This is a genomic window from Sphingomonas glacialis (assembly GCF_006439055.1).
Lineage (GTDB): Bacteria > Pseudomonadota > Alphaproteobacteria > Sphingomonadales > Sphingomonadaceae > Sphingomonas > Sphingomonas glacialis_A.
This window is the reverse complement of record NZ_RCZC01000002.1, coordinates 1,189,304-1,216,017: the sequence shown is the minus strand read 5'-3', so window position 1 is coordinate 1,216,017 and position 26,714 is coordinate 1,189,304. Positions and strand designations below refer to the sequence as shown.

32 protein-coding genes are annotated in these 26,714 nt (G+C 66.6%); 15 read left to right on the top strand and 17 right to left on the bottom strand.

Going from position 1 to position 26,714, the window contains the following annotated elements; genetic code table 11:
- The first annotated feature begins 47 nt into the window (after positions 1-47).
- The 5 genes from argF (at position 48) to queE (ending at position 4,060) form a co-directional block, all read left to right on the top strand.
- Positions 48-965, top strand: a complete 918-nt coding sequence (gene argF / locus EAH76_RS09630) for an ornithine carbamoyltransferase (RefSeq protein WP_140849991.1) — start codon at positions 48-50, stop codon at positions 963-965.
- A 117-nt stretch (positions 966-1,082) separates the two neighbouring features.
- On the top strand, positions 1,083-2,009 hold the full coding sequence (locus EAH76_RS09625; RefSeq protein ID WP_140849990.1) for an Hsp33 family molecular chaperone HslO: 927 nt from the start codon (positions 1,083-1,085) through the stop codon (positions 2,007-2,009).
- Between the two features lie 92 nt (positions 2,010-2,101).
- Entirely contained in the window at positions 2,102-2,533 is a 432-nt protein-coding gene (locus tag EAH76_RS09620) for a DUF3617 domain-containing protein (RefSeq protein WP_140849989.1), read from the top strand.
- 179 nt (positions 2,534-2,712) lie between these two features.
- Positions 2,713-3,423, top strand: a complete 711-nt coding sequence (queC, locus tag EAH76_RS09615) for a 7-cyano-7-deazaguanine synthase QueC (protein ID WP_140849988.1) — start codon at positions 2,713-2,715, stop codon at positions 3,421-3,423.
- A gap of 4 nt (positions 3,424-3,427) precedes the next feature.
- Positions 3,428-4,060, top strand: coding sequence for a 7-carboxy-7-deazaguanine synthase (queE, locus tag EAH76_RS09610; protein ID WP_140849987.1), 633 nt, complete (start codon positions 3,428-3,430; stop codon positions 4,058-4,060).
- Between the two features lie 22 nt (positions 4,061-4,082).
- Here queE and EAH76_RS09605 read toward each other — a convergent pair whose 3' ends face one another.
- The 3 genes from EAH76_RS09605 to lipB all read right to left on the bottom strand — a co-directional run bounded on the left by EAH76_RS09605 (position 4,083) and on the right by lipB (position 5,969).
- Entirely contained in the window at positions 4,083-4,760 is a 678-nt protein-coding gene (locus EAH76_RS09605) for a hypothetical protein (protein ID WP_140849986.1), read from the bottom strand.
- Positions 4,761-4,939: 179 nt separating this feature from the next.
- Positions 4,940-5,197, bottom strand: a complete 258-nt coding sequence (locus EAH76_RS09600) for a hypothetical protein (RefSeq protein WP_140849985.1) — start codon at positions 5,195-5,197, stop codon at positions 4,940-4,942.
- An 88-nt stretch (positions 5,198-5,285) separates the two neighbouring features.
- The gene (lipB, locus tag EAH76_RS09595; RefSeq protein ID WP_140849984.1) at positions 5,286-5,969 is read right to left on the bottom strand and encodes a lipoyl(octanoyl) transferase LipB; all 684 of its coding nucleotides are present in this window, start codon (positions 5,967-5,969) and stop codon (positions 5,286-5,288) included.
- Between the two features lie 113 nt (positions 5,970-6,082).
- Between lipB and EAH76_RS09590 the strand changes: the two genes are divergently transcribed.
- Positions 6,083-6,913, top strand: a complete 831-nt coding sequence (locus tag EAH76_RS09590; protein WP_194150963.1) for a hypothetical protein — start codon at positions 6,083-6,085, stop codon at positions 6,911-6,913.
- Positions 6,910-7,650: a hypothetical protein gene (locus EAH76_RS09585; RefSeq protein ID WP_140849983.1), complete on the top strand. Its 741-nt coding sequence runs from the start codon at positions 6,910-6,912 to the stop codon at positions 7,648-7,650. The genes EAH76_RS09590 and EAH76_RS09585 overlap by 4 nt, the downstream gene beginning before the upstream one ends.
- Here EAH76_RS09585 and EAH76_RS09580 read toward each other — a convergent pair.
- From EAH76_RS09580 to EAH76_RS09570, 3 genes are all read right to left on the bottom strand, one after another.
- Positions 7,623-8,213 carry a GNAT family N-acetyltransferase gene (locus EAH76_RS09580; RefSeq protein WP_140849982.1) on the bottom strand — a complete coding sequence of 197 codons (591 nt, stop codon included), beginning with the start codon at positions 8,211-8,213 and terminating at the stop codon, positions 7,623-7,625. The genes EAH76_RS09585 and EAH76_RS09580 overlap by 28 nt on opposite strands.
- A 4-nt stretch (positions 8,214-8,217) precedes the next feature.
- Positions 8,218-9,057 carry an oxygen-dependent coproporphyrinogen oxidase gene (hemF, locus tag EAH76_RS09575; protein WP_140849981.1) on the bottom strand — a complete coding sequence of 280 codons (840 nt, stop codon included), beginning with the start codon at positions 9,055-9,057 and terminating at the stop codon, positions 8,218-8,220.
- A 189-nt stretch (positions 9,058-9,246) separates the two neighbouring features.
- Positions 9,247-9,696 carry a tRNA (cytidine(34)-2'-O)-methyltransferase gene (locus EAH76_RS09570; protein ID WP_140849980.1) on the bottom strand — a complete coding sequence of 150 codons (450 nt, stop codon included), beginning with the start codon at positions 9,694-9,696 and terminating at the stop codon, positions 9,247-9,249.
- Positions 9,697-9,884: 188 nt separating this feature from the next.
- On the opposite strand from EAH76_RS09570, the gene petA reads away from it, so the two are divergent.
- The 5 genes from petA to EAH76_RS09545 all read left to right on the top strand — a co-directional run bounded on the left by petA (position 9,885) and on the right by EAH76_RS09545 (position 13,755).
- Positions 9,885-10,457, top strand: a complete 573-nt coding sequence (gene petA / locus EAH76_RS09565) for a ubiquinol-cytochrome c reductase iron-sulfur subunit (protein ID WP_140849979.1) — start codon at positions 9,885-9,887, stop codon at positions 10,455-10,457.
- A 10-nt stretch (positions 10,458-10,467) separates the two neighbouring features.
- The gene (locus EAH76_RS09560; RefSeq protein ID WP_140849978.1) at positions 10,468-11,775 is read left to right on the top strand and encodes a cytochrome b; all 1,308 of its coding nucleotides are present in this window, start codon (positions 10,468-10,470) and stop codon (positions 11,773-11,775) included.
- Between the two features lie 15 nt (positions 11,776-11,790).
- Positions 11,791-12,609, top strand: coding sequence for a cytochrome c1 (locus EAH76_RS09555; RefSeq protein WP_140849977.1), 819 nt, complete (start codon positions 11,791-11,793; stop codon positions 12,607-12,609).
- A 109-nt stretch (positions 12,610-12,718) separates the two neighbouring features.
- Positions 12,719-13,255 (top strand): adenine phosphoribosyltransferase, encoded by a 537-nt coding sequence (locus EAH76_RS09550; protein ID WP_140849976.1) that lies wholly within the window; start codon positions 12,719-12,721, stop codon positions 13,253-13,255.
- Positions 13,256-13,347: 92 nt separating this feature from the next.
- Complete coding sequence (locus tag EAH76_RS09545; RefSeq protein WP_140849975.1) at positions 13,348-13,755, top strand: hypothetical protein; 408 nt, start codon at positions 13,348-13,350, stop codon at positions 13,753-13,755.
- A gap of 60 nt (positions 13,756-13,815) precedes the next feature.
- Here the strand turns inward: EAH76_RS09545 and EAH76_RS09540 are convergent, their stop codons facing one another.
- The 4 genes from EAH76_RS09540 to ychF form a co-directional block, all read right to left on the bottom strand.
- Positions 13,816-14,265 (bottom strand): MaoC family dehydratase, encoded by a 450-nt coding sequence (locus tag EAH76_RS09540; protein ID WP_140849974.1) that lies wholly within the window; start codon positions 14,263-14,265, stop codon positions 13,816-13,818.
- A 38-nt stretch (positions 14,266-14,303) separates the two neighbouring features.
- Positions 14,304-15,578 (bottom strand): ectonucleotide pyrophosphatase/phosphodiesterase, encoded by a 1,275-nt coding sequence (locus EAH76_RS09535; RefSeq protein WP_140849973.1) that lies wholly within the window; start codon positions 15,576-15,578, stop codon positions 14,304-14,306.
- Between the two features lie 105 nt (positions 15,579-15,683).
- Complete coding sequence (locus EAH76_RS09530; RefSeq protein WP_241659615.1) at positions 15,684-16,145, bottom strand: GNAT family N-acetyltransferase; 462 nt, start codon at positions 16,143-16,145, stop codon at positions 15,684-15,686.
- A 53-nt stretch (positions 16,146-16,198) separates the two neighbouring features.
- The gene (gene ychF / locus EAH76_RS09525; protein ID WP_140849972.1) at positions 16,199-17,299 is read right to left on the bottom strand and encodes a redox-regulated ATPase YchF; all 1,101 of its coding nucleotides are present in this window, start codon (positions 17,297-17,299) and stop codon (positions 16,199-16,201) included.
- Positions 17,300-17,483: 184 nt separating this feature from the next.
- Here ychF and EAH76_RS09520 point away from each other — a divergent pair, with 184 nt between their 5' ends.
- The gene (locus EAH76_RS09520; RefSeq protein ID WP_140849971.1) at positions 17,484-18,134 is read left to right on the top strand and encodes a hypothetical protein; all 651 of its coding nucleotides are present in this window, start codon (positions 17,484-17,486) and stop codon (positions 18,132-18,134) included.
- A gap of 131 nt (positions 18,135-18,265) precedes the next feature.
- Here the strand turns inward: EAH76_RS09520 and EAH76_RS09515 are convergent, their stop codons facing one another.
- The 7 genes from EAH76_RS09515 to EAH76_RS09485 all read right to left on the bottom strand — a co-directional run bounded on the left by EAH76_RS09515 (position 18,266) and on the right by EAH76_RS09485 (position 22,959).
- Entirely contained in the window at positions 18,266-18,871 is a 606-nt protein-coding gene (locus EAH76_RS09515; protein WP_140849970.1) for a TIGR02466 family protein, read from the bottom strand.
- Positions 18,868-19,443, bottom strand: a complete 576-nt coding sequence (gene pth, locus EAH76_RS09510) for an aminoacyl-tRNA hydrolase (protein WP_140849969.1) — start codon at positions 19,441-19,443, stop codon at positions 18,868-18,870. Before pth ends, EAH76_RS09515 begins: the two co-directional genes overlap by 4 nt.
- Positions 19,444-19,537: 94 nt before the next feature.
- On the bottom strand, positions 19,538-20,218 hold the full coding sequence (locus EAH76_RS09505) for a 50S ribosomal protein L25/general stress protein Ctc (protein WP_140849968.1): 681 nt from the start codon (positions 20,216-20,218) through the stop codon (positions 19,538-19,540).
- A 293-nt stretch (positions 20,219-20,511) separates the two neighbouring features.
- Entirely contained in the window at positions 20,512-21,375 is an 864-nt protein-coding gene (locus EAH76_RS09500; protein ID WP_140849967.1) for a TraB/GumN family protein, read from the bottom strand.
- A complete protein-coding gene (locus EAH76_RS09495) occupies positions 21,372-22,295 on the bottom strand; it encodes a TraB/GumN family protein (RefSeq protein ID WP_140849966.1) in 924 nt (307 codons plus the stop codon). Before EAH76_RS09495 ends, EAH76_RS09500 begins: the two co-directional genes overlap by 4 nt.
- A 33-nt stretch (positions 22,296-22,328) precedes the next feature.
- Complete coding sequence (locus EAH76_RS09490) at positions 22,329-22,757, bottom strand: hypothetical protein (protein ID WP_140849965.1); 429 nt, start codon at positions 22,755-22,757, stop codon at positions 22,329-22,331.
- Positions 22,744-22,959: a helix-turn-helix transcriptional regulator gene (locus EAH76_RS09485; RefSeq protein ID WP_140849964.1), complete on the bottom strand. Its 216-nt coding sequence runs from the start codon at positions 22,957-22,959 to the stop codon at positions 22,744-22,746. The genes EAH76_RS09490 and EAH76_RS09485 overlap by 14 nt, the downstream gene beginning before the upstream one ends.
- Positions 22,960-23,227: 268 nt before the next feature.
- Here EAH76_RS09485 and EAH76_RS09480 point away from each other — a divergent pair, with 268 nt between their 5' ends.
- Entirely contained in the window at positions 23,228-24,097 is an 870-nt protein-coding gene (locus EAH76_RS09480) for a glycine--tRNA ligase subunit alpha (RefSeq protein WP_133192043.1), read from the top strand.
- A 214-nt stretch (positions 24,098-24,311) separates the two neighbouring features.
- Positions 24,312-26,681: a glycine--tRNA ligase subunit beta gene (gene glyS / locus EAH76_RS09475; protein WP_140849963.1), complete on the top strand. Its 2,370-nt coding sequence runs from the start codon at positions 24,312-24,314 to the stop codon at positions 26,679-26,681.
- Positions 26,682-26,714 lie beyond the last annotated feature (33 nt).

The following is a 26,714-nucleotide window of genomic DNA, read 5'->3' as shown; positions in this document are numbered from 1 at the left end:
CGCCGCTCCCTCCCTCTCCCAGAGGGAGAGGGAATTAAGGATTTAGGATGCGTAACTTCCTCTCGCTTTCCGATGCCGGTCCCGACGGCGTGGCCGCGATGCTGGCCGATGCGCTCGACCGCAAGGCGGCGCGCGCGGGCTGGCCCAAGGGCAAGCCCGACGCCGACGCGCCGCTCGCCGGCCACACGCTGGCGATGGTGTTCGAAAAGAGCTCGACCCGCACCCGCGTCAGCTTCGACATGGCGATCCGCCAGCTCGGCGGCAGCTCGGTGATCCTCGATTCGGGCACCACCCAGCTCGGCCGCGGCGAGACCGTGGCGGATACCGCACGCGTGCTGTCGGGCTATTGCGATGCGATCATGCTGCGCACCGACGATCACGCCAAGCTCGAGGAAATGGCGCATTACGCGACGATCCCCGTCATCAACGGCCTGACCGACGATTCGCATCCGTGCCAGATCATGGCCGATCTGCTGACGATCCTCGAGGCGGGCAAGCCGCTCCCCGGGCTAAAGGTCGCCTGGCTTGGCGATGGCAACAACGTGCTCGCCTCGATCGTCGAGGCCGCTGGGCTGATGCAGTTCGACGTCGTCGCGGCGTGCCCGCAAGGGTTCCAGCCCGACGAAGCGGTGATCGGCAATGGCTCGGGGCGCGCGCGCGTCGTCTCGGATCCTGCCGAGGCGGTGGCGGGCGCCGATGTCGTCATCACCGATACCTGGATCTCGATGGGGCAGGCGCATGCCGACACCAAGCTCAAGGCGATGCTGCCGTATCAGGTCGATGCCGCGCTAATGGCGCAGGCCAATCCCGGTGCGGTGTTCCTCCACTGCCTCCCGGCGCATCGCGGCGAGGAAGTGACGCCCGAGGTGATCGACGGCCCGCAATCGCTGATCTGGCCCGAGGCGGAGAACCGGCTTCATGCGCAGAAATCGGTGCTGCGCTGGTGCTTCGGGCAGATCGGTTGAACCCCGCCTGAGCATCCACCATATTCGTCATCCCAGCGTAGGCTGGGATCTCCTGGTTGTAGGGCGCTTCCGAGCCCCATGAGACCCCGGCCTCCGCCGGGGTGACGAAAGTTTCCGATGACTGATATCTCCTCCGCCCCGACCGGCACCGACACCGACCGCGCGCTCGGCTTCACCATCCCGCAGCGCCACGCGCGCGGCCGCATCGTGCGGCTGGGGCCGGTGCTCGACACCATCCTCGCCGCGCACGCCTATCCGCCGGCGATCGAGGCGCTGCTCGCCGAGGCGCTGACGCTCGCCGCGCTGATCGGCTCGACGCTCAAGGATGCCGGCGGCCAGTTGACGATGCAGGCGCAGACGCAGAACGGCATCGTCACCTTGCTGGTGTGCGATTACCGCGGCGGCGAGTTGCGCGGCTATGTCCAATACGATGCCGAGCGGCTCGCCGCGGGGCCGGAAGACCCGAGCCTGTTCGCTCTATTCGGCGCAGGCTATCTCGCGATCACCTTCGACCAGGCGACGACGGGCGAGCGCTATCAGGGTATCGTCCCGCTCGACGGCAGCTCGCTCAGCGAAGCCGCCGAGCATTATTTCCTCCAGTCCGAGCAGATCCCGACGCTGGTCCGCGTCGGTGTCGGCCGCGCCGCCGATGGCAAGCGCGTCGCGGGCGGGCTGTTGCTCCAGCATCTCCCCGAGGGCGAGGATGGCCGCGAGCGGCTCCACACGCGGCTCGACCATCCCGAATGGGAGCATGTCGCGATCCTCGGCGGAACGATGGCGGCGGACGAACTTGCCGATCCCGCGCTGCCGCTCGAGACGCTCGTCTGGCGGCTGTTCAACGAGGAGGAGGAGGTCCGCCTCCACGGCGAGACCGCGTTCGCGCGCGGCTGCCGCTGCTCGCCCGATTACATCGCGCAGGTGCTCGGCAAATTCCCGCCGTCCGAGCAACAAGCGATGGCCGACGAAAATGGCATGATCTTCGTCGATTGCGCCTTCTGCGCGACCAAGTTCCCGGTCCCCGCCGCGAGCGAGATCGTTACGTAAACGCATTGTAACAGCACGGGTGTATCCCCAGATACGGGTCTGGAAAGCAGGCTGAGCGCGCATCTGCGCGACGCCGGACGGGGATCGATACAATGCAAGTGCGGAACGTGGTGCACGCAATGATTGCGGGCTTGGCAGCGACGGGTGGTCTGGCCGCCGCGGCGCCCGCGGGCGCGCCGACCCTGGCCGCGCTTGCGCGGATCGAGCCGGGTGAGTGGCAGTTCAAGGCGCTCGATGGCGACGTGCCGGCGCGGTCGATCTGCATCGGCGATGCGCGCCCGCTGATCCAGTTCGGGCATGGCAGCGCGCAATGCCAGCACACCGTCCTGGCCGACGATGCCAATCTTGCCCGCGTGAGCTATGTCTGCCCCGGCACCGGCCACGGGCAGACCAGCGTGAAGGTCGCGACGCAGCGCAACTTCAATCTCGAGACGCAGGGCATTCTCGGCGGCGCGCCGTTCGACGAGCAATATGAGGCGCGTCGCGTCGGCGATTGCGCGACGGGTGCGGTGCGGCTGAAATAACCGCGTTAAGGGTCTTTTCAATCTTTGGTGGTTAGATCGGGGCGTGCACTTCTTATCACCGCACGCTTTTCTCCCAATCGCCCAGAGATGGGCACCCCCTGGGCCGCCTAAGGGCGGCCCGTTTTTCTAAGGGGGCTGCGCTTGCGTAACGCGAAAGCGGGGGGTACCCGCGGGACACTATGACAAACCAACCTGTTTCAGCAGCGCCTGCGGGCGTCGCGCCGCTCGCCGTCGTCCTGGTGTCGGGCGGTCTCGATTCGATGGTCGCCGCGGCCTTTGCGCGCGAGGCGGGCTATCGCCTGCTCGCATTGTCGGTCGATTATAACCAGCGGCATCGGCTCGAACTCGCCTCGGCGCGGCGCATAGCGCATGTGCTCGGGGCCGAGCGGCATGTCGTCCTGCCGCTCGATCTCGCGGCGTTCGGCGGATCGGCGCTGACCGCCGATATCGACGTGCCCAAGGATGGCGTGCAGCCCGGCATCCCAGTGACCTATGTGCCCGCACGCAACACGATCTTCCTCAGCCTCGCGCTCGGCTGGGCCGAGGCGGCGGGCGCGCGCGATCTGTTCATCGGCGTCAACGCGCTCGATTATTCGGGCTATCCCGATTGCCGGCCGGAATTCATCGCCGCGTTCGAGGGGCTCGCCGAACTCGCCACGAAGGCGGGCGTCGAGGGTAGCCCGTTCCGCATCCATGCCCCGCTGCAGGACATGACCAAGGCCGACATCGTCCGCGAAGCGGCGCGGCTGAACATCGATCCGGCGCTCAGCTGGTCGTGCTACGATCCGGCGCCGGGCGGGCTGCATTGCGGCGTGTGCGACAGCTGCCGGTTGCGCAAGAAGGGCTTCGAGGAAGCCGGGCTGCCCGATCCCACCGCCTACGCGGTCTGAGCGCATGTCCTACGCGGTCAAGGAAATGTTCCTCACGCTGCAAGGGGAGGGGGTGCAGGCCGGGCGGCGCGCGGTGTTCGTGCGCTTTGCCGGGTGCAATCTGTGGTCGGGGCGCGAGCAGGACCGCGCGAGCGCGATCTGCCAATTCTGCGACACCGATTTCGTCGGGACCGACGGCGCGGGCGGGGCCAAGTTCGCCGATGCCGCGGAGCTGGTCGCGGCGGTCGCGGAGTTCTGGGGCGCGGATCCGGCGCATCGCTTCGTCGTGCTTACCGGCGGGGAGCCGATGCTGCAGGTCGATGATGCGCTCGTTGATGCACTCCACGCCGCCGGTTTCGAGATCGCGATCGAGAGCAACGGGACGCTCGCGGTGCATCCCGGCATCGACTGGGTGTGCATCAGCCCCAAGGCGGGCAGCCAAGTCGTCCAGCGCAGCGGTGACGAACTGAAGCTCGTCTGGCCGCAGCCGGGCAGCGACGTCGCCGAGCTCGAGACTTGGAACTTCGCGCACTACCTCATTCAACCGCTCGACAGCATCGCCGCCGAGGCCAATCACGCCGCCGCGATCGACCTCGTCATGGCGCGCCCGCAGTGGCGGCTGACGCTACAGGCGCACAAGGCGCTCGGCCTGCGCTGAGGCAGGCCGCCGACCCGCCCGCTTAGCGGAACGTGGTCGAGAACTGCCCGCACTTGCGCGAAACCCACGTGCCGCGCTTATCCCAGCAAGCGTCGTCGAGCCGCGCCAGCGACAGCCGCGTATCGACGCGGACGCGGCGCGAGAAGCGCTCCTCGCCGAACGGGATGAGCGCGTTGCGCAGCGAGCTCATGTCACGCGCAGCGACCTTGTACAGCTCGCCGCGCGGGGCGTAGGCGGCGTCGGTCGCGACCGCTGCTGCGGTCTGGCAGAAACCCAGCTGCGCGTTGACCGTGGTAAAGGCCGAATAGGTCTTGGTGCCATAGCGGTCCATCGCGGCCTGGCCGGGCTTGAGCCCCTTGTTGGTGCGCGTGAAATATTTGGTGATGATGTCGAGCGACTTCTTGAACTCGTCCTTATGGTTGATCAGCGAGATGTTGTAATTCTCGACCGTCAACAGGCTCGGTTCGAACTGGCACTGCAGCGCCGCGACGTTGAGCGCCGAGCGCATATTCCACACCAGGTTCGCGCGGACTTCCTCATCGGTCGCGCCGGGCAGCGTCGGCAGGCCGGGCTCGTCGCCGCGGATCGGTGGGCCGCTGAAATCATGCGGCTTGAAAAAGAACTGAGCCGACGCAGGGGTAACGGCGAGGGCGGCGCCCGCGATTGCGGTGATCGCAGCCAATTTACGCAACACGGTCATTGAAAGCCTCTCATTAACGATGCTGCGATTACGGCTTTTTGTCGCGCAACCCAACTCTTTTCGTTTCGTCGCATCGCGCTTTGGGCGTGATCTGCGACGAAATCGATTGCGGCGGAATCGAAAAGGGCCGCCCGGTTGCCCGGGCGGCCCTCCGCCGTAATCAATCCCTGACGGGAAGATTACATTGCGTTGGTGGTCGTGGTCGTGGTGTTCGACGTCATCATGGTGTCGTTCGACATCATGCCGTCGTTGCCAGCGGCGTCCGTCGACGTCATCGTGTCGTTGGTCGTCGCGCCCATCGTGTCGGTCGAGTTCATGTCGGTGACCATCGTGTTGTCGGTCGTCGTCGTCTCGGTCTTCGGGGTGCATGCCGAAATCGCGATCGCTGCAACAGCGATCATCGAACCAGCAGCGACCTTGGAAATGAATGCACGCATTGGAAAGCTCCCTAGATAAATGGTTGGTTGGCCTCGAGACCTTTAATACCCAAACCGTGGTGGACATTAGTCCGGAAACGCCTGGCCCTCAAGCCCAGTTTTGTTGGCTGATAGAATGAGTTTGCAGGAACGCTGCTAGGCGCAACGCCAAGGCCGCGTCGAAAGTTGCATAATCGGTCGGCCGGCCGAGCATTTCGGCGCTCGTCACCGCAAAGTCGGGGAGCCCGCACGGCACAATTCCGTCGAAATGCGAGAGGTTAGGCGACAGATTGACCGAGAAGCCGTGGAGCGTCACCCAGCGCCGCACGCGCACCCCGATCGCCCCGATCTTGGCCTCGGCCGGCGCGGCGCCGAGCGGGGCGGGGAGGTGTGTCCAGATGCCGACCCGCCCCGGCGCGCGGAATGCGGTGATGCCGAGATCGCCGAGCGTGTCGATCACCCAGCCCTCGAGACCGTGGACGAACTGCCGAACGTCGCGCCCGCGTTTGTTGAGATCGAGCACGACATAGCCGATCCGCTGGCCCGGGCCGTGATAGGTGTAGCGGCCGCCGCGCCCGGTCTGCACCACCGGGAATTGCGGGTCGCGCAGCTCGCTCGGATCGGCGCTGGTCCCGCCGGTATAGACCGCGGGATGTTCGAGCAGCCAGACGAGTTCGGGCGCGCGGCCCTCCGCCACGGCGAGCGCGCGCGCCTCCATTTCGGCGAGCGCCTCGGCATAGGGGACAGGCGCTGGGGTGATGCGCCATTCGATGTCGTCGCGAAGATCGGTCACCTGCGCGATGTGGCCCGGCTGCCAGCCGGACGCAAGTGATTGGCAAGCGCCGCCGCGTCGCGCTAATAGCGGGCGCTCGGGGCGGGCCGTGCGCGGAACCGGGGAGAGACGACGTGACCGTGACGATGAGCACCGTGTGGGATCGCACCACCGAATGCCTGAGCGAGCGCCGTGGCGCGATGACCCCGCTGGTGTTGCTCGGACTGTTCGTGCCGCTGGCGCTGCTCGGCATACTGATGCCGTTGATGGGATCGAGCGGGCAGGCGGGCGACGTGCTGCTCGGAATCATCGTGTTGCTGCTGTCGCTGCTGACGAGCTGGGCGGGGCTGGCGATCACCGCGCTCGCGCTCGATCCGGCAATTCCGCGCGCCGCCGCGGTACAGGCGGCAAATCGTCGCTTCCTGCCCGTGCTCGGGATCGGGCTGGTGACGCTCGCGGTGGTGCTCGTGCTCGTGGCGCCGATCGGGATCGCGTTCGGGCTCAGCGGCATGAACATGGCCGCGCTCGCCGCCGGCACGCTGCAGCCGGGCGACGTAAACGGTGGCGCGATGGCATTCGTGACGCTTTACAGTCTCGTACTGGCCGTCCTGCTGTTCTGGGCCTATGCGCGCTGCGTGGTGCTGGTGACCCCGATCCTGCTCGAAGAGCGCTGCGGATTGGGCGTCTATCGCCGGAGTTTCGAATTGACGCGGCATATCGCGTGGAAGGTGATCGGCGTGGTGTTGCTGTATGGCGTGGTTTCGTGGGTCGCTTCGGCGGCTGCCAAGAGCGTATTCGGGACGGTGTTCGCGCTCGTTCTCGGCGGCGAGGGGCGGGTAACGCTCGCCAGCACGCTGACGCAGATCGTCGTCGCCGGCGTCTCGACGCTGTTCTCGCTGCTCGCGGTGGTGTTCCTCGCCAAGCTCTATCTCGCCGCCCGCGAGGCGATCGTCGCGCGCTCATGAAACTCGATGCTGCTGCCGTGCTGCGCGACGCCTGGGCGATGGCCAAGCGCGATCGCGATCTGCTGATCGGGGTCGGGGGCGTGTTCCTGCTGGTACCCAAGGTGGCGCAGGTGATGTTCGTCGATCCGACCCCGCCGCTGCCTGCGTCGAGCTCGGATCCGGCCGCGCTGCAGGCGTGGCTCGATGCGGTGGCGGTCTGGTCGAAGCAGAACGACCTGCTCGTGCTGGCGCTGACGCTGGCGTCGCTGTTCGGCACGCTGACGTTGTTCCTGCTCTATACCGATCGCGACCGCCCCGATGTCGCCACCGCGCTGCGCCAGGCGCTGCCGCTGCTGCCGCGCTACCTCCTGCTCGCGCTGCTGGTGACGTTTCCGGTCAATATCGCGTCGCTGCTGCTGATCCCGGGCCTGTACCTCAAAGGCCGGTTGATGCCGATCGGCCCGGCGTTCGTCGCAGAGCGCCCGCTCGGCGTGATCGCAGCGTGGCGGCGCAGTTTCGCGCTGACGCGCGGGCACGGGCTGACGCTGATGGCGTTCGCTTGCGTGCCGTTGATCGCGGGCGACCTGCTCGCGCTGCCGTTCGAACTGCTCGGCAGTGCGCTGAACGGTGCGCCGATGGCCAATCCGGTGGTCGCCGCAGTGCTCGATGTCGGCAATGGCGCCGCGCGGACGATCGCGACGCTCGCCGCGATCCTCATCGAGATCGCGCTCTATCGGCGGCTCAAGAGCGGGATCTGAGGCGCCGTCTCGGGCGGCAGATGCCCGGTGACGCGCGGATCGGGGAAGGTCTCGATCGTCCGCTTGATCGCGGTGAACCCTTGCGCGCGGTAGAAATTGAGCGCGCTCGGATGATCGAGCGTGCAGGTGTGCAGCCAGACGCGCTCGATCCCCTTCGTCCAGGCGCGCGCGAGCGTTTCGGCCATCAGCCAGCGGCCGAGGCCCTGGCCGGCGAGTTCGGGGATAAGCGCGAAATACGAGATTTCGCATGTCGCCGGGGTGCGGAAGTCGAGCTCGACCATGCCGACTTCGATCCCCGCGGGATCGACCGCGGCGTAGATAGCGACGGCCGGATCATGGATGATCGCGACGAGCGCCGCCTCGTCGATCACGAGGCGCGAGAACCACAGCCACGGCGCGCCGACGCGGCGGAACAGCGCGCGGTAGCGATCGGGCGTCGGTGCCTCCCAGCGTGCGAGCCGCAACCGCGAGGCGGGCAGCGGGCGCAGCGGCGGCTTCTGCCGCATCTCGAGCGTGGTGACGATCGCGGCGACCGCGTCGTCGCGGACCGGGGTCAGCCCCATCGGCTCACGACCAGGTCGCGAGCGGTGGCAGGCTCATCAGGATCGCATCGATATTGCCGCCGGTCTTGAGCCCGAACAGCGTGCCGCGATCATAGACCAGATTGAACTCGGCATAGCGCCCGCGCCATTCGAGCATCTGCGCGGTGTCGGCTGGCGTGAAGGGCAGGTTCATCCGCCGCCGCACGATCTTCGGGTAAACGTCGAGAAACGCGCGGCCGAGATCCTGGATGAAGGCGAAATTGGCGGCGAAATCGCCCTCGAGATGGTCGCAGAAAATGCCGCCGACGCCGCGGTGCACTTTGCGGTGCGGGATGTAGAAATAGTCCTCGGCCCATTTCGAATAGCGTTCGTAATAGTCCGCGCCGTGCGGGTCGCACGCTGCCTTCATCGCAGCGTGGAACTCGGCGGTGTCCTCCGGGTAGGGGAGCGGCGGGTTGAGGTCAGCGCCGCCGCCGAACCAGCGCCTGGTCGTGACGAGGAAGCGGCAGTTCATATGGACCGCGGGGACGTGCGGGTTGGCCATGTGCGCGACGAGGCTGATGCCGGTGGCGAAGAAGGTCGGGTCCTCCGCCGCGCCGTGGATCGACTTGGCGAACTCGCCCTCGAACGCGCCGCCGACGGTCGAGACGTTGACGCCGACCTTCTCGAAGACCTTGCCCTTCATCACGCCGCGCACGCCGCCACCACCGTCACCGCCGCTCGGGTCGGTGCGGTCCCAGGGGGTGTAGTCGAAATCGGCGTCGGATCCGGCTTCGCGTTCGATCGCGACGAATTCGGCGCAGATCTGGTCGCGCAATTGCTCGAACCAGATGCGGGCGGTGGTTTGTTCGGGGTCGAGGTCCATGCCGCTGTTGTGCCGAGAATCTGATGCTTCTTCAATCCTCCCTCGCGCAGCGGGGGAGGGGGACCGCCAGCCTTCTTCAGGCTGGTGGTGGAGGGGGCCGCCACTAGCGTAACGCTCGTGGAGAGGCCCCCTCCACCCCTCGGCTGAAGAAGCCGAGCGGTCCCCCTCCCCCGGTTCCCGGGGGAGGATTTAGGTGGGCCATCCGCCCGTCTGGCGTAGCGCTTCGCTCAGCGCGATTCCCGCCGCCACCGCGATATTGAGCGAGCGCATTCCCTCGACCAAGGGGATCCGCACCGCCAGATCGGCCTGGTCGTGCACCGCATCGGGCACGCCGCTCCCCTCCGATCCCATCAGCAGCACATCGTCGGCGCGGAACGCAGCGGCATCGATCCGCACCCCGCCGCGCGTCGAGAGCAAGACGATTCGCCCCGGCACGGTCGCGACGAACGCCTCCCAGTCGACATGCCGCCGCACCTCGACCAGTTCGGCATAGTCCATCCCCGAGCGTGCGAGCGCCTTCTCGCTCCACGTGAAGCCGGTCGGCTCGATCACATCGACCCCGACGCCGAGGCAGGCACCGAGCCGGAAGATCGCACCGACATTGCCGGCCATGTCGGGTTGATAAAGGGCAATACGCATGCCGCCCCGCTAGCACTCTTAAAATGCAGTTGGCAAAAGCTTGGCGGCCCGGCTAACAGAGCGTTCAAGCTTCCCCAATCGAGGGAAGCGTTCAGGCGCGCTTGTCGATCCGTCATGCAGGCCGCCGTGTCAAAATCGATCGCTCAACCGCGCGCTGTGGCGGGGGAGCGAAGAACAAGGGCGAGTGGATGGCAAGCGGTAACACCCTGGAAGTTCCCCGGCACGAGGAACCGCACCATGACGGGGAGCCACGCCGTCGCGATTTCCTCAGCATCGCCGCGGTCTCGGTCGCCGGCGTCGGCGCGATCGCCATCATCGTCCCCTTGATCAACCAGATGAACCCCTCGGCCGACGTGCTCGCGCTCGCCACGACCGAAGTCGATCTGAGCAAGGTCGAGGCCGGGCAGGGCATCGTCGTCTCGTTCCGCAAGCAGCCGTTGTTCGTGCGCAACCTGACGCCCGCGGAAATCGCCGAGGCCGACAAGGTCGACGTTAAGTCGCTGCGCGACCCCGAGACGCTCGAACAGCGCACGCGCGGCAAGAAGAACTGGCTGATCACGCTCGGCGTCTGCACGCATCTCGGCTGCATTCCGCAGGGCATCACGTCGGGCGAGGATCGCGGCCAGTTCGGCGGCTATTTCTGCCCATGCCACGGCTCGCAATACGACACTGCGGCGCGCATCCGGAAGGGACCGGCGCCGAAGAACCTGTTCGTGCCGGATTACAAGTTCACGTCGCCGTCGACGGTCGTGGTGGGTTGAGGATAGAGAGATGAGCTTTCCCTGGGCCAAGCATTACGAACCCAAGAGCGGGTTCACCAAATGGATCGACGAGCGCCTGCCGCTCCCGCGCCTCGTCTACGGCGCGGTCGGTGCGGGCTATCCTGTGCCGCGCAACCTCAACTATTTCTGGAACTTCGGCGTGCTCGCCGGCGCGGCGCTCGCGATCCAGATCGTCACCGGCATCGTGCTGGCGATGCATTACGCCGCCAATGGCGGCGTCGCGTTCGATTCGGTCGAGCACATCATGCGCGACGTCAATGGCGGCTGGTTCCTGCGCTATGCGCACGCGAACGGCGCCTCGATGTTCTTCGTCGTGGTCTATATCCACATTTTCCGCGGGCTCTTTTACGGATCGTACAAGGCGCCGCGTGAGATGATCTGGCTGCTCGGCGTCACGATCTTCCTGCTGATGATGGCGACCGCGTTCATGGGCTATGTGCTCCCCTGGGGGCAGATGAGCTTCTGGGGCGCGCAGGTCATCACCGGCTTCTTCTCGGCGATCCCCGTGGTCGGCGACACGATCCGGATCTGGCTGCTCGGCGGATATGCGCCTGACGACGCCGCGCTCAACCGCTTCTTCTCGCTCCACTATCTGCTGCCGTTCGTGATCGCGGGCGTCATCATCCTGCACATCTGGGCGCTGCACATTCCGGGCTCGAACAACCCGACCGGGGTCGACGTGAAGGGCGAGCAGGACACGGTCCCGTTCCATCCCTATTATACCGCGAAGGACGGTTTCGGGCTCGGCGTGTTCCTGCTGATCTTCGCGTCGCTGCTGTTCTTCGCACCCAACAGCCTCGGCCATCCGGATAACTATATCCCGGCCAACGCGCTGCAGACGCCCGCCCACATCGTCCCCGAATGGTATTTCTGGCCGTTCTACGCGATCCTGCGCTCGTTCACCGCGGATTTCCTGTTCATTCCGGCCAAGCTGCTCGGCGTGCTGGCGATGTTCGGGTCGATCCTGCTGCTGTTCTTCCTGCCATGGCTCGACAGCTCGCCGGTGCGCTCGTCCAACTATCGCCCCCTGTACCGCATCTTCTTCTGGGTGCTGGTGCTCGACGTGCTGGTGCTCGGTTGGGTCGGCGGGTCGGAGATCTCGCCGTTCAAGGTCGCGCTCGGGCAGATCACCGCGGCCTATTATTTCGCGCACTTCCTGATCATCCTGCCGATCGTCTCGCGCGCCGAGCGGCCGCGGCCGCTGCCGAACTCGATCACCGAGGCGGTCTTGGCGAAAAAGGGTGGCACCAGTCCGGCTCATACCGCGCTCAGCGGTAGCCCGGTTCCGGCCGAATAAGGGGCAATCAGACCAATGGTTCGCGCAATCGCAATCCTCATCGGCGCCGGTATCGTCGCCTGCCTCGCCTGGGCGCTGTTCGGCACCGTCTACAGCGCGGTCACCGATCCGGCGCCGCCGACCGCGGTCGAGGAATTCCATCGCCACCCCAAGGAGGTCGAGCTTGCCTCGAACGGTCTGCTCGGCACCTTTAATGAGCGCCAGCTCCAGCGGGGCTTGCAGGTCTACAAGGAAGTCTGCTCGAACTGCCATTCGCTCAAGCACGTCGCGTTCCGCGACCTGACGCAGCTCGGCTATTCCGCGGGCCAGGTGAAGAAGTTCGCCGCCGACTGGGCGGTCAAGGCCAAGCAGTTCGACCCCAAGTCGGGCGACACGACCGATCGGCCCAACACGCCAGCCGATTATTTCCCGACGGTCTATTATCCCGGCACGGGCAACCCGCCAGACCTGTCGCTGATCACCAAGGCGCGGCATGAAGGCCCGGCCTATGTCTATTCGCTGCTGACGGGCTATCAGGATCAGCCGGCCGCCTTGCTCAAGCATTTCCCCGACGCAAAGGTCCCCGACGGCCTGTATTACAACCCGTATTTCGCGAACCTCAACCTCGCGATGCCGCCACCGCTGACGCAGGATGGGCAGGTCACCTATCTCGACGGCACCAAATCGACCGTCGACCAGAATGCCAAGGACGTGACGGCGTTCCTGACTTGGGCGGCTGAGCCGAACCTGCCCGCGCGGCATGGCTATGGCCTCGCGGTGCTCGGCTTCCTGCTGCTGTTCTGCGTGCTGTCCTACGGCGCGTATCAGAACATCTGGCGCGACATTAAGCACTGATCCATAGACGTCGCCCCGGCGAAGGCCGGGGCCGCTACGTTGACTGCGGGACAGTCGTTTCGCAGCGCGGCATAACGGCCCCGGCCTTGGCCGGGGCGACGAGGATCTTATGGCTGACAATGACGATCTCAAGGCGCTGATCCGGACGATCCCGGACTTCCCCAAACCCGGCATCCAGTTCCGCGACATCACGACGCTGCTGCTCGATGCCCATGGCTTCGCACAGACGATCACGCGGATGGCGGCGACCACGCTCGGGCCGATCGATCTCATCGCCGGGATCGAGGCGCGCGGCTTCCTCTTCGCAGCCGCCCTGGCCCGCCCGCTGAACGCCGGCGTGCTGCTGATCCGCAAGGACGGCAAGCTGCCCGGCGCGACGATCGCCGAGGATTATGCGCTCGAATACGGCATCGACCGGATCGCGATGCATGCCGATGCGCTGACGCCCGGCAAGCGCGTCCTGCTGGTCGACGATCTTATCGCCACCGGCGGCACCGCGCGCGCCGCGCTGCGGCTGTTGCGCAAGGCGGGCGCGGTGGTCGAACAGGCGCAGTTCCTGGTCGATCTCCCCGATCTCGGCGGCGCCGATGCGCTCCGCTCGGATGGCATCACGGTCGATTCGCTGATCGCCTACCCCGGGCACTGAGCCGCAGAGGAACCAAAGCGGGCGCGTCCGGGTTGACCTGTATCACCGCGCCCCACGAACCGTCCGGCGCGCCTCCGCTCAAGGATCGCGTCATGCCGCTCAAAAAACTCGCACTTGCCGCCGCTGCCTTGGTGTCGCTCGGCGGGCTATCCGCCTGCGTCGACGATTATGGTTATGGCGGCGTTCAGGTCGGATACGGAGCAGGCGGGTGGGACCCCTATTATGGCGGATACCGCGCGGATCCCTATTGGGGCTGGAACAACGACTATTATTACCCGGGCTCGGGCTATTACGTCTACGATCGCTACAACGTCCGGCATCGCTGGAATAACCAGCAGCGCGGCTATTGGCAGGGCCGCTCGCAGCCGTGGCGCGGCGCGCGTCGCGAGATCCGCCCGATGTGGCGCGACTATGGGATCCAGGGGCGGCCAGGCGGTGGCAATCGCGGAAACTTCGGTGGGCGCGGCGGGCCCGGGCGTGGAGGCGGTCACCGCCGCTAGGAGCGGCACCCCGGATGGTGCTGGCCCGTCGCCCTCGCCCGAGGGCGGGGCGTAGCGGCGTCAGCCAACGGGTCGCGTGCGGATCAGGCCGATCGAGACGAAGGTCATCACCGCGACGTCGTGCTGGTTGAGCACCGTCATCCGGCTGCGATAGCTCCCCATCTCGGGGCGGCTCTGCGACGCGCGCTTGTCGAGGATCTCGGTCTCGCAGCGCAGCGTGTCGCCGGGATAGACGGGTTTGAGCCAGCGCAATTCGTCGATCCCGGGCGATCCCAGGCCGGCCTGATCGTGGGCTTTGAGGTTCTCCACCACCATCGCCATCGTCATCGCGCAGGTGTGCCACCCGCTCGCCGACAGCCGCCCGAAATGCGTTTCGGCGGCGGCCGCATCGGAGAGGTGGAACGGCTGCGGGTCATAGGCCTTGGCGAAGGTGACGACCTCGTCGTGCAGCACCGCATACTGGCCGAACGACGCTTTGCTGCCGACCACGATATCTTCGAAATATTGCATCGCGCGAGTGTCTAGCGCTCTCGCGGCGAAGGCAAGTCCTACTTGGCGAGCGCCGCGCGGAACGGCGCATCGTCGCCGTCGAGCCCGGTCCCGGCGGGCAGCCTCAGCAGATCGCGGATCAGCGGCGCGACATCGACATTGTCGAACCCGGGCAGCGTGCCGAGCGGCTTGATCGCGGGGCCGCTGGCGATGAACAAAGCCGCCATTTCGGGCGCGGCATTGTCGAAGCCGTGATTGCCACCCGCCTTCGCATCGGCGCGCGGCGGGGTCGCGCTCAGCGACCAGCCCGTCTCGGCGAGGCAGAAATAGGGCGGGATGCGCGGGTTGGTGCCATAGTGCAGCCGCGCCGGGATCTCGCTCTTGCGCCAGCAATCGTAATGCGTGTGATGGCCGAGCAGCGCCTTTTCGAGCGCGGCCTCGTGGCCAGGCACTGCGTAGAGGCTGGCGAACGGCCCCGATTCGAACAGGCGATAGTCCGCCGGGTTGGCGATGCTGTTGATCGCGATGGTGCGCGCCGGGCTCGTTGCCGCCATGCCGTGATCGGCGACGATCACCAGATTGGCGGGCTGGCCGAGCGCGCGGAGCCCCGATACGAGCGCGCCGATCTGCGCATCGACCTGCTTGACCGCTTCGGTCGTCTCGGGCGCATCGGGGCCGAAGCTGTGCCCGGCGCTGTCGACGGTATCGAAATAGAGCGTGATGAAGCGCGGCCGCTGCGCCGCAGGACGCCGGAGCCAGTCGATCACCCCGGCGACGCGCTGCTCGCTCGGTACCGCCTGGTCGAACGGCCACCAATCCTCGGGGCGCACCCCGCCACTGGTCGCGCCATGGCCCTTGAGCGTGCCGCCCCAGGCAACGTTCGCGCCTGGCCAGAACATCGTCGCGCTGCGCACCCCGCCGCGCTCGGCGGTGACCCAGAGCGGCTCGGCGGCGTTCCACCAGAAGGGATCCTTCGAATCCTCCATCGTGAACTTCTCGCCGGGGCGCGCGACGTCCTCCATCGCGTTCGAGACAATGCCGTTGCGGTCTGGCCTGAGGCCGGTGACGAGCGTCCAGTGATTGGGGAAGGTCTTGGACGGGAAAGACGGCCGCATCGCCGCGCTGATCCCGCTCGCGGCAAGCGCATCGAGGTTGGGCGTCACGCCGCGCGAGCGGTAATCGGGGCGGAAACCATCGATCGAGACGAGGATCGTGACGGGCGTACGCGCTTCCTCGCGCAGTGCGGTGGGGCGTGGCCCGGGGGCGGGTGCGGTCACGCAGGCTTGCAGGGCAGCGCACAAGGCGGCGGCAAAGATCTTGGTGGTCCAACGCATATGCGATCCCCTGCGACACGATTGCGTCGGCGCTATGACAGGCGATCGCGGGGCCGCCTAGCCTTCGTCACGCCGCGAAGGCAAAGGCCGCCAAACAGCGCGGGATCATTCGGGCAAGGACGCGGCAGCGCCCAGCGTCAGCCGATAGAATTTGGTGTCGAGCGGCATTCGGGGGAACGACGGCGGCAGCGCGTCCATGGCGATCTCGACGAAGCCGTTCTTCTCATAGAAGCGATGCGCGCCGACGAATTGCGCCGTGGTGCCGAGCATCACCGTCTCCAGCCCCACGGTTCGCGCATGCGCGAGCAGGTGCGCCAGCAACGCCGCGCCGACGCCATGCTCGCGCCCTCGCCAGGCGGGCGCGACGAACATCTTGCGCAACGCGCCCAGCCCGCCGCCGCAATCGCGCAATGCGATCGTCCCGACGATCTCTCCGTCCACCACCGCGGTCCAGAACCCGCCGGCGCCCGACTGATAGAAGCCGGGGATGTCGGCGAGGTCGGGCTGGTCGGCGGCGGTAATCCGCACGCCGAATTCGCCGGCCTGGATCCCCACGATCAGCGCCACGACGTCCGCTTGGGACTCGGCGCGGAACGTGGTGATGGCGACCGGCGATGGCCTCACACGTTGAAGCGGAAGTTCAGCACGTCGCCGTCATGGACGACATATTCCTTGCCCTCCTGGCGAAGCTTGCCGGCATCGCGCGCGCCGGTTTCGCCGCCCAATGCGACATAGTCGTCATAGGCGATCGTCTCGGCGCGGATGAAGCCGCGCTCGAAATCGGTGTGGATCTCGCCGGCCGCCTGCGGAGCTTTGGCGCCGGCATGGACCGTCCAGGCGCGCGCTTCCTTCGGGCCGACGGTGAAGAAGGTGAACAGCTTGAGCAACCGATAGCCAGCGACGATCACGCGCGTCAGGCCGGTCTCTTCGAGGCCCAGCTCGGCGAGGAACTCGCCGCGTTCGGCGGGGTCCATCGTCGCGATCTCGGCCTCGATCGCGGCGGAGACGACGACGGCTTCGGCGCCCTCGGCCTTGGCCTTCTCGAACACGCGCGCCGACTGGCTGTTGCCGTTGGCGGCGCTCGCCTCCTCGACGTTGCAGACATAGAGGACGGGCTTGGCGGTGAGCAGCTGCGCCTGGCTGAAGGCGCGCGTCTCATCCTCGTCCTTGGGTACGGTCAACCGCGCGGGCTTGCCCTCGCGCAGCAGTTCGAGCGCTTGGCCGAGCACCGATGCGGCGACCTTGGCTTCCTTGTCGCCCTGCGTCGCCTTCTTGAGCAGATTGGGGACGCGCTTCTCGAGGCTTTCGAGATCCGACAGCATCAGCTCGGTCTCGACGGTCTCGGCATCGGCGATCGGATCGACCTTGCCCTCGACATGCGTGACGTCGTCATCCTCGAAGCAGCGCAGCACATGGACGATCGCGTCGACTTCGCGGATGTTGCCGAGGAACTGGTTGCCCAGACCCTCGCCCTTCGACGCGCCACGCACCAGCCCGGCAATGTCGACGAACCCGAGTTGCGTCTCGATGATCTTCTGCGAACCCGCGACCGCGGCGAGCTTATCGAGCCGCGGATCGGGCACCGCGACGTTGCCGACGTTCGGCTCGATCGTGCAGAACGGATAGTTCGCCGCCTGCGCTGCCGCGGTCTGCGTCAGCGCGTTGAAGAGGGTGGACTTGCCGACATTGGGCAGCCCGACGATGCCACAGCGAAAACCCATGATATTCCTTGGTGTGCGATGATGTGCGTGATGCGCGCCCGATACGGCTTTGTGCCGCGAAAGACCAGCCTGTCGCACTACGAAGGCCCTTGCTGGGAACCGGCAAAGGCATAGGCTGTTGATTCTGGATCAAGGCGCTCGCGCGCCGAGTCGTACGTTGGAGTTTCTTGCTGGGGTCAATGCGATGCGCCGAAAGTCTCTGCAGAGCTGTTGTGTCACGATCCTGCTCTCGGGCGTGGCGCCGGGCCTCGCCAATGCAGCCGAGTTCGAATCGCACATCGTTTCGCTCGAAGATCCGGCGTCCGCGGTAGACCCCACTGTTCCGCGCGGCACGACCGCTTCCGCTCTCGTGTCGCTGTCCCCGCATATCGAAACGGGGGCCCAGCCTGCGGTGTCGTACGATCTGCGGCTCGCGCGGGGCTATCAGGCGAACGCGGTGAAGACGCTCAAACAGAATCTGCGCGCGCGCGGCACCGGCATGAAGGATGCCTATGCGCATGGCGATCGCGGTCTGCGAGTGTCGGTCGGATCGAGCTATCACATGCGCTACCGCGCTTCCGATGTCGGGCCGGGCGCGGCGGCGGGGAGGGCGGCGCTGATGCGGCTTCCGGTCGGCGCGGTGAACCTGCGCGACGGCTATGAAAACTACGCGCCCGTCGCGATGGTGGGGTACGACGCCGCGCTTAGCGACCGGATGAAGATCGGCGTCGAGGGCGGCATGATGGTCGGCCGCTCGACCGCGATGTATGCCGACGAGACGGTCCCGGGGCTGCGCGACGACAGTCATTCAGCGCGCAATCCGGTGGCGGATCTGGTGATGACCTACGCGTTTTGAGCGCCAGCGCCTGACCCGTCACCCCGGCCTCGTGCCGGGGCCCACCGTGCCGCGCGCACTGCGGCTGCAGCGTTCGTATCACGGTGGACTCCGGGACGAGCCCGGGGTGACGGGTTAGGGGGTAGCGCCGCCTACCAGCGATAGTTGAAGCTGATGCTCACCCGCTCGGTCTTGGCGGTCCCCGGCGCGACTTCGTGGCGCAGCCAGCTTTCCCACAGCAGCACGCTGCCCGCCTGCGGCTCGACCGAAACGAAGGTCTTGAGCGCCTCGATCGCGTCGTCGCGGCGGCGCGGGGCGGCCATCATCATCGGGAGGCGCGGATCCTCGAACTTGATCGCGCCCGCGCCCGGCGGGACGGCGATATAGACCGTTCCCGAGACCACGCTGTGCGGGTGGATATGCCCGGCATGCATGCCGCCCGGCTTCATCACGTTGACCCACAGGCTGTCGAGCTTGAGCTTGCCGCCGTCGAGCTCGAACGCGCATTCCTCGGCGAACTTGGCGACATGCTTGTTGAGCAGCTTGACCAGATCGCCGAACGCCGGGTCGCGGACCGGCAGATCGTTGAGCGAGGCGTAGGAGGTGTAGCCGCGATAGCCATGCGCCTTCGACCAACCGCGCCCGGCGCGATCATCCTCTGCGAGCGCGTGGCACGAGCGTTCGAGCTCGGCGACCAGCGCCGCGTTCTTGAGCTTCGCTTCGTAGAGCGGGGTGGCGAACAGGCTGCGCGTGGTCACTTCTTGTCTCCCAGTCGCAACGCGACGTCGCTCATGAATCGCCCGTCGTCGCCGCTAGCGAGCCATGATGACTCGGCCGCGACTGCGCCGAGCATGTCGGCGAGCGAATCCATCTCGGCCTTGGCGTAATTGCCGAGCACATACGGGCTGACTTTGTCTTTATGGCCGGGGTGGCCGATGCCGAGGCGGACGCGGCGGAAGGCGTTGCCGATATGCGCTTCGGTCGAGCGCAGGCCGTTATGCCCCGCGGTGCCGCCGCCGGTCTTCACTTTGACGCGGAACGGGTCGAGATCGAGCTCGTCGTGGAAGACGGTGACGTCGCCCTCGCTCAGCTTGTAGAAGCGCATCGCCTCGCCGACGCTGCGGCCGCTTTCGTTAATGAAGGTGGCGGGCTTGAGGAGCAGGATCTTTTGCGCGCCGATGCGGCCTTCCTGGGTCCAGCCCTGGAATGCCTTCTTGACCGCGCCGAAGCCGTGCAGGTCGGCGATCGTGTCGAGCACCATGAAGCCGACATTGTGCCGGTTGAGCGCATATTGCGCGCCGGGATTGCCCAGGCCGACCCAGATTTGCACGGCGAAAGCCTACCTTCTTCAAACGAACGGGGCAGCGAAAGCTTCTGCCTCCGCTGCCCCGATTGTGTGCATCCCGCAAGGGGACAGCAGCTGCTTACTCGGCCTTGTCGCCTTCGGCGTCGTCTTCTGCAGCGGCCTCGGCCTCTGCTTCAGCCGACTGTGCTTCGGCAACCGCAGCCTCGAGCTCTTCGTCCTCGACGGTCGGGACCGTCGGCGGAACGATCGTCGCGATCGCGAAGTCGCGGTCGGCGATCGCCGGGGTGACGCCCTTGGGCAGCTTCACGTCCGAGATGTGGATCGAGGCACCGACGTCGAGACCCGCGAGCGAGATCGTGATCTCGGTGGGGATGTCGGCGGCGTCGCAGACCAGCTCGAGTTCGTGGCGCGTGATGTTGAGCACGCCGCCAGCCTTGGCGATACCGGGGGCATCGTCCTCGTCAGCGAAGACGATCGGCACGTTGACGTGCACGGTGGTGTGCGCGCCGATGCGCAGGAAATCGACATGCGTCGGACGATCGGTGACGGCGTCGAACGAGACGTCCTTCGGCAGGGTGCGGATCTGCTTGCCACCGGCGTCGACCATGACGACCGAATTCATGAAGTGACCCGTCATGAGGAGACGCATCAGCGCCTTTTCCTCGACGTGGATCGAGAGGGGTTCTTGCTTGTTGCCGTAGATCACGGCGGGGACGCGGCCTTCGCGACGAAGCAAACGGGAGGCTCCCTTGCCAACCTGTTCGCGCGTCTCGGCTGCGAGCTCCAATTGGTCGCTCATTGCATTACTCCGAAATACGGTTGTGGTGTTTCCGGCCAAGCCTCCAGGGATGACCCTGGCCGAAGCGCGGCGCTATAGGGGAGCGGGGCGGGAAGTGCAATATCGCAACGCCCTCTCCCATCGGGAGAGGAGTTTCGGGTCGGCCATGCCCCGCATGGCCTGAACAGCGCGGGGCGCTGTTCACCCGAAACTGGGCCCGCGCCGCAGGCGTGGGAAGGGTGAGGGTCGAAGCGGAACACCCAGCCACCCTCATCCGGCGCTTCGCTCCACCTTCTCCCAAAGGGAGAAGGATATCACTCGACCCGTTCGACCTTCAGCCCCCGCGCCTGCAGCATCGACACTACCGATTCCGGCCCGACCAGATGCCCCGCACCAACCGCGACGAACACCCGCCCGGGCCGCGCCAGCCGGCGCACGATCGCGCTCGCCCAGCGGGCGTTGCGATCGGTCACCAGCGCCGCCCCCATCGCCGGATCGCGCCGCAACGGCGCGACATCGGCGGCGAGCCCCGCCGCATCGCCGGCCGTCCACGCCGTTAGCAGCGCGGCATCGCCCTTCGCCGCCGAAAGGGCGTCGCGCGCCGCGGCGATCAGCAGCGTGCGCTGCGACTCGGGGGGGAGGCGGTCGAACATCCGCAACTGCCCGTCGCGGCTCTCCAGCGCGCCAATCGCCTTGCCCGCGAACGCCCGCGTCAGCACCGCCTCGACGCCATTGGCCGCATCGGCATCGGCGATATGCCCGGCCCCCGCGCCGATCGTCAGCGCCGCCGCCCAGGTCTTCAACCCATCGAGCGTTTCCGGCGATTGCCCCGCGACCGCCATGCCACGTGCCAGCACCCCGCGATCATCCGCCGCCACCCGCTCGAGCAACGGCGGCAAACCCGGTTGCTCCGCCAGCGCCAGGAACTGCGCGCGCGCCGCGCCATCGTCGGCGGGCGGCACTTCGAGGATCAGCGTATCCGCCGCCGCGATCGCGCCGGCCACCGCGGGCGTCTGCCAGGCGACGCGTGGCGGCAGCGCGTGGATCGATCCGAACAGCCAGATCGTCGTATCGCCATCCGCCACCCGCCACAGCGCGGGATGCGCCGGGATCTCAGGCGCCGGTCCACACCCCGCCAGCGCCAGCGCCAGCCCGATCGCGACGCCCGCGCGTCTCAATAGCGGATCCGCGTCGCGACGATGCGATGCTTGGCGAGCTGCGCCTGTACGCTGTCCTTGCCCGCCAGATGCCCCGCGCCGACCGCGATGAACACCGTGCCCGGCGTCTTCAGCCGCGTGTCGATCCAGTCGGCCCAGCGCGCGTTGCGATCGACCAGCAGCACCTTGTAGAGATTCTCTTGGCCGGTGAGATCCTCGTTCATCAGCTTGCTCAAGCCCTCGGCGTCGCCCGCTTTCCATTTGTCGACCATCGCGTTGATCGTGGTGTCGAACTTGTCGAGGTCCTTCACGTTCTCGAGCAGGAAGGCGATCTGGTCGGCTTGCGGCAAATCGTGGAAAAAGCCGAGCTGCTGTTCGAGCGTCTCGAGCCCGGTGACCGGCTTGCCCGCGGCCTTGGCGGCGGCGTCGAGCGCCATCTCGGCGCCGTCGGCGGTGCTGTAGCCCGCCTTTTGCAGCGATATCTGCCCCATCGTCACCGCGGCGAACCACGGCTCGAAACGGTCGAGCGCGGCGGCGGGTACGCCGAGCCTCGTGAGCGCGGCGGCATAAGCGGCGCGGCTCTTCTCGGGCAGCTTCTGCGTCAGCGTCGGGCCGGTCGGGTCCATCGCCAGCGGCCCGATCACCTTCTTGGCTTGCTCAGGGGTGGGCAGCGGGATTTCGAGAACGAGCTGACCGCTCGCGTCGAACGCCTTGCGCACCGCCGAATCGAACCAGCTGAGGTTAGGCTTGAGCGCATGGACCGTGCCGAACAGATAGATCGTCGTGTCCTTGTCCTTGACCACCCACAGCGCAGGGTCGGCAGGAACCGAGGCGGCGGGCGTGGGGGCGGGGGCCGGCGCGGCGGTTTGCGGCGCGCTGTTGGCGGCGAGCAGCAGCGCGGCGAGCGTGATCGCCGTCTGCCCGAAATCGAGCGTCTTCATGTTCAAATCCTTATCAAAAGGCGTGTGTCGAGGTCAGCGCAGCTTGCGCCAGGCATAAGCAAGGCCGGTCGAGACCAGCACCGCGAGATACAGCGTCATCGCATCGGGGGCGGGGACGAGCCCGCCCTTCCACAGGATCAACCAGACGGGATAGGCGATCAGCAGCACGTTGGCGCCGATCGTCGCCGCCCAGTAATTGTCGAGTCGCTGGAGCTCGTCCATCGTGCGGTAATAGACGAGGCTCCCCGCGGTCACCGCGCCGATCATCAGCAGCGCGGCAAGGATCGCGAACCACGCGGGCAGCGAACCGCCCGTGGTGAGCGTCGCCTCGTGCGGCTCGATCAGCGCGGCGGTGAAGCCGACCGCGCCGCCGAGCAGGCTGAGCACGGCAACCGTGATGAACGTGCGGCGCGAGCGCGCGCGATCGGCGGCCTCGCCGGGGCCGATGTCATTCTGCGTCATGGGTATTTCCGGTCTGATCATCGAAAATCTCCTCGATCGGCATTTCGAACAGGCGCGACAGTTTGAACGCCAGCGGCAGCGACGGATCGTATTTGCCGGTTTCAATCGCGTTGACCGCTTGCCGCGACACGCCGAGCCGGCCGCCAAGCTCGGCCTGGCTCCAGTCGCGTTCGGCGCGCAGCACCTTCAAGCGGTTCTTCATGTCGGTTTCCATCGGAGCCGCATCGTCAATCGAGCGGCGACAGGGGGCTGCTTGGATCATCGAACATCTGTCCCTCCATCATGCGACACTGACACTATGTCAGCTGTCCATGACTAAATGACAGCGAGTCGTGTCCATGTCAAGAACCCCTTACAAAAGGTCAGTGCAGGCTGACGGGGCAGCAGCAAGGCCCAGCGCGCTGTTGAAATTTCCGCCGCCCTGCGCCAAAGCCCGCGGCGTGACCGACAGACCCCTCAGCTTCCAGGGCATGATCCTCAAGCTCCACGAATACTGGAGCCAGCATGGCTGCCTCATCCTCCAGGCCTATGACATGGAGATGGGGGCGGGGACGTTCCACACCGCCACGACGCTGCGCGCGCTCGGCCCCAAGCCGTGGAACGCCGCCTTCGTCCAGCCGTGCCGCCGCCCGACCGACGGCCGCTACGGCGAGAACCCCAACCGGCTGCAGCATTATTACCAATATCAGGTGATCCTGAAGCCGAGCCCGTCGAACCTGCAGGAGCTGTATCTCGGCAGCCTGGCGGCGATCGGCATCGATCCGCTGGTCCACGACATCCGCTTCGTCGAGGACGATTGGGAAAGCCCGACGCTCGGCGCGTGGGGCCTGGGCTGGGAAGTTTGGTGCGACGGGATGGAAGTCACCCAGTTCACCTATTTCCAGCAGATGGGCGGCTTCGACATGAAGCCCGTCGCGGGCGAGCTCACCTATGGGTTGGAGCGGCTCGCGATGTATGTGCAGAATGTCGACAATGTGTACGACCTGGCGTTCAACGACGCTGGCGTGACCTATGGCGAGGTGTTCCACGAGAATGAGGTCGAGATGTCGACCTGGAACTTCGAGGTGGCCGACACCGACAGCCTGTTCGACCAGTTCCGCAAGCATGTCGCCGAGTGCGAGAACAGCCTCGCCGCCAAGCTGCCGATCCCGGCCTATGAGCAGGCGATCAAGGCGAGCCACGTGTTCAACCTGCTCCAGGCGCGCGGGGTGATCTCGGTCGCCGAGCGCCAAGCGTATATGGGCCGCGTGCGCGATCTCGCGAAGGGCAGCTGCCAGGCGTGGATGGACAAGAATGCCGAAGGCTGGAAGGCCGAATATCCGGCGTGGAGCGCCGCGTGATGCTCGTCGCCGCAGGCATTCTGCCTCTTCCTTCTTCTCTCCGCGTCTCCGCGTCTCCGCGAGAACCAAATTTCTTGTTCACGCGGAGACGCGGAGACGCGGAGAAGAAGAGGTTCTTCGCGTCTTCGCGCCTTCGCGTGAACCAACCTTCTTTTTCACGCGAAGACGCGAAGACGCGAAGCCGTTGCGTTTCGATCGCTGACGGGGTGTGCGCATGACGGACTTTCTGCTGGAGCTGCGCTCCGAGGAAATCCCCGCGCGGATGCAGGATCGCGCGCGCGAGGATCTCGCTAAACTCTTCACTGCCGAGCTCGCCAAGGCCGGCCTCCAGCCAGGCGAGCTGCAGACCTATGCCACGCCGCGCCGCCTCGTGCTGATCGCACGCGATCTCCCCGCGCAGACCGATGCCGTGTCGGAAGAGACCAAGGGCCCCAAGACCAGCGCCCCACCGCAGGCGCTCGAGGGCTTCCTGCGCAAGACCGGCCTCACGCGCGAGCAACTGGTCGAGCGCGACGGCATCCTGTTCGCGGTGATCGACAAGCCCGGCCGCGCCACCGCCGACGTGCTGGCAGCAGCAATCCCCGCGATCGTCCGCGCCTTCCCCTGGCCCAAGGCGATGCGCTGGGGTGCTGCCTCGACCACGATGGAATCGCTGCGCTGGGTCCGCCCGCTGCAGGGGATCGTCGCGCTGTTCGGCGACGCCGTGATCGAGTGCGAGATCGCCGGCATCACCAGCGGTGCCGCGACCGTCGGGCATCGCTTCCACCATCCGCACGTCATCACGATCGGCAATGCCAACGACTATGTCGAGAAATTGCGCGCCTGCCACGTGATCGTCGACCAGGCCGAACGCCGCCAGATCATCGCGCTCGGCGCGACGATGGCCGCGCGCAAGGCCGGGCTCGAGCTGGTGCAGGACGAGGGGCTGTTGAGCGAAAATGCCGGGCTGACCGAATGGCCGGTGCCGCTTCTCGGCCGCTTCGACGAGGCGTTTCTGGAAGTGCCGCCCGAGGTGATCCAGCTCACCGCGCGCGTGAACCAGAAGTATTTCGTGTGCCGCGATGCCGCGGGCGCGCTGGCGAATGCGTTCGTCTGCACCGCCAATATCGACGCGGCCGATGGCGGCGCGAAGATCGTCGAGGGCAACCGCAAGGTCCTCGCGGCACGGCTGTCCGACGCCAAATTCTTCTACGAGACCGATCTCAAGGTGCCGCTCGAAGAGCAGGCGGCCAAGCTCGACCGGATCGTGTTCCACGAAAAGCTTGGCACGGTGGCGGACAAGGTCGACCGCGTCGCCAAGCTCGCGCGGTGGTTGGTGGAGGAGGGGATCGTGCTGCCTTCTCCCTCTCCCCTTGTGGGAGAGGGAAGGGGCCCATCCGCCCTTGCGGATGGGAAGGGTGAGGGGGACGCTGATGGGGCGTCCGCCGCCACGCCCCCTCACCCTTCCGTCGCTTCGCTCCTCCCTCCCTCTCCCACAAGGGGAGAGGGAAATCTGGCCGACCTCGCGGAGCGCGCCGCGCGCCTGTGCAAGGCCGATCTCGTCACCGGCATGGTCGGCGAATTCCCCGAGCTGCAGGGCCTGATGGGCGGCTATTACGCTGCAGCGCAAGGCGAGCACCCCGCCGTCGCGGCGGCGATCCGCGATCACTACAAGCCGGTCGGGCAGGGCGATGACGTGCCGACCGATCCGGTGACGGTGGCGGTGAGCTTGGCGGACAAGCTGGATACGCTGGTCGGATTCTTCGCAGCGGGTCTGCCTCCAACCGGATCGAAAGATCCGTTCGCGCTAAGGCGAGCGATGCTTGCGGCGCAAAGTCTGACGTCCAATAATGATCTGCGGTTTCGGCTCTCTGACGCGGTGACTTTCGTTATTGATATTTTGGCACCGAAAGAAGACACCGGTCGGCGCTGGATTTGGGGTGAAAAAGAATTTGCCGCCCGTGACGTTGCAACCGGGATTGTTGCGTCTCCGCAAACGCTTGTCGACGAGGCCGCAACGAGCGCCGCGCTGACTAACTTCTTCGCCGATCGCCTCAAAGTCCAGCAACGCGAAGCCGGTGTCCGGCACGACCTGATCGACGCGGTGTTCGCGCTCGGGGGGGAGGACGATCTCGTCCGCCTGCTCGCGCGCGTGCGGGCGTTGCAGGGGTTCGTCGGGACCGAGGATGGGGCGAACTTGCTCGCCGGGTACAAGCGTGCGGCGAATATCCTGAAGAAGGAGGGCTTCGTCGCCCCGGCGCAGGCCGGGGCCGCTCTACCACCGGGTGAAACGGGTGCCACCAACGCAACGGCCCCGGCCTCCGCCGGGGCGACGGCATCTGGCTACACCCCAGAACCCGCCGAGACCGCACTCGCCGCCGCGCTCGACGCGGCCGAACCGGCAGCCGCCGCTGCGATCGAGCGCGAGGATTTCGAAGCCGCGATGGCAGCCCTCGCGACGCTGCGCGCACCCATCGACGCCTTCTTCGAAAGCGTCATCGTCAACGACCCCGAACCCGCCAAGCGCACGGCGCGGCTCGGGTTGCTTGATCGCGTTCGTGCTGCGGTGCACAATGTGGCCGACTTCTCGAAGATCGAGGGCTAGCCCCGCGATGGTGTGACTTTACTGCGACTTTTG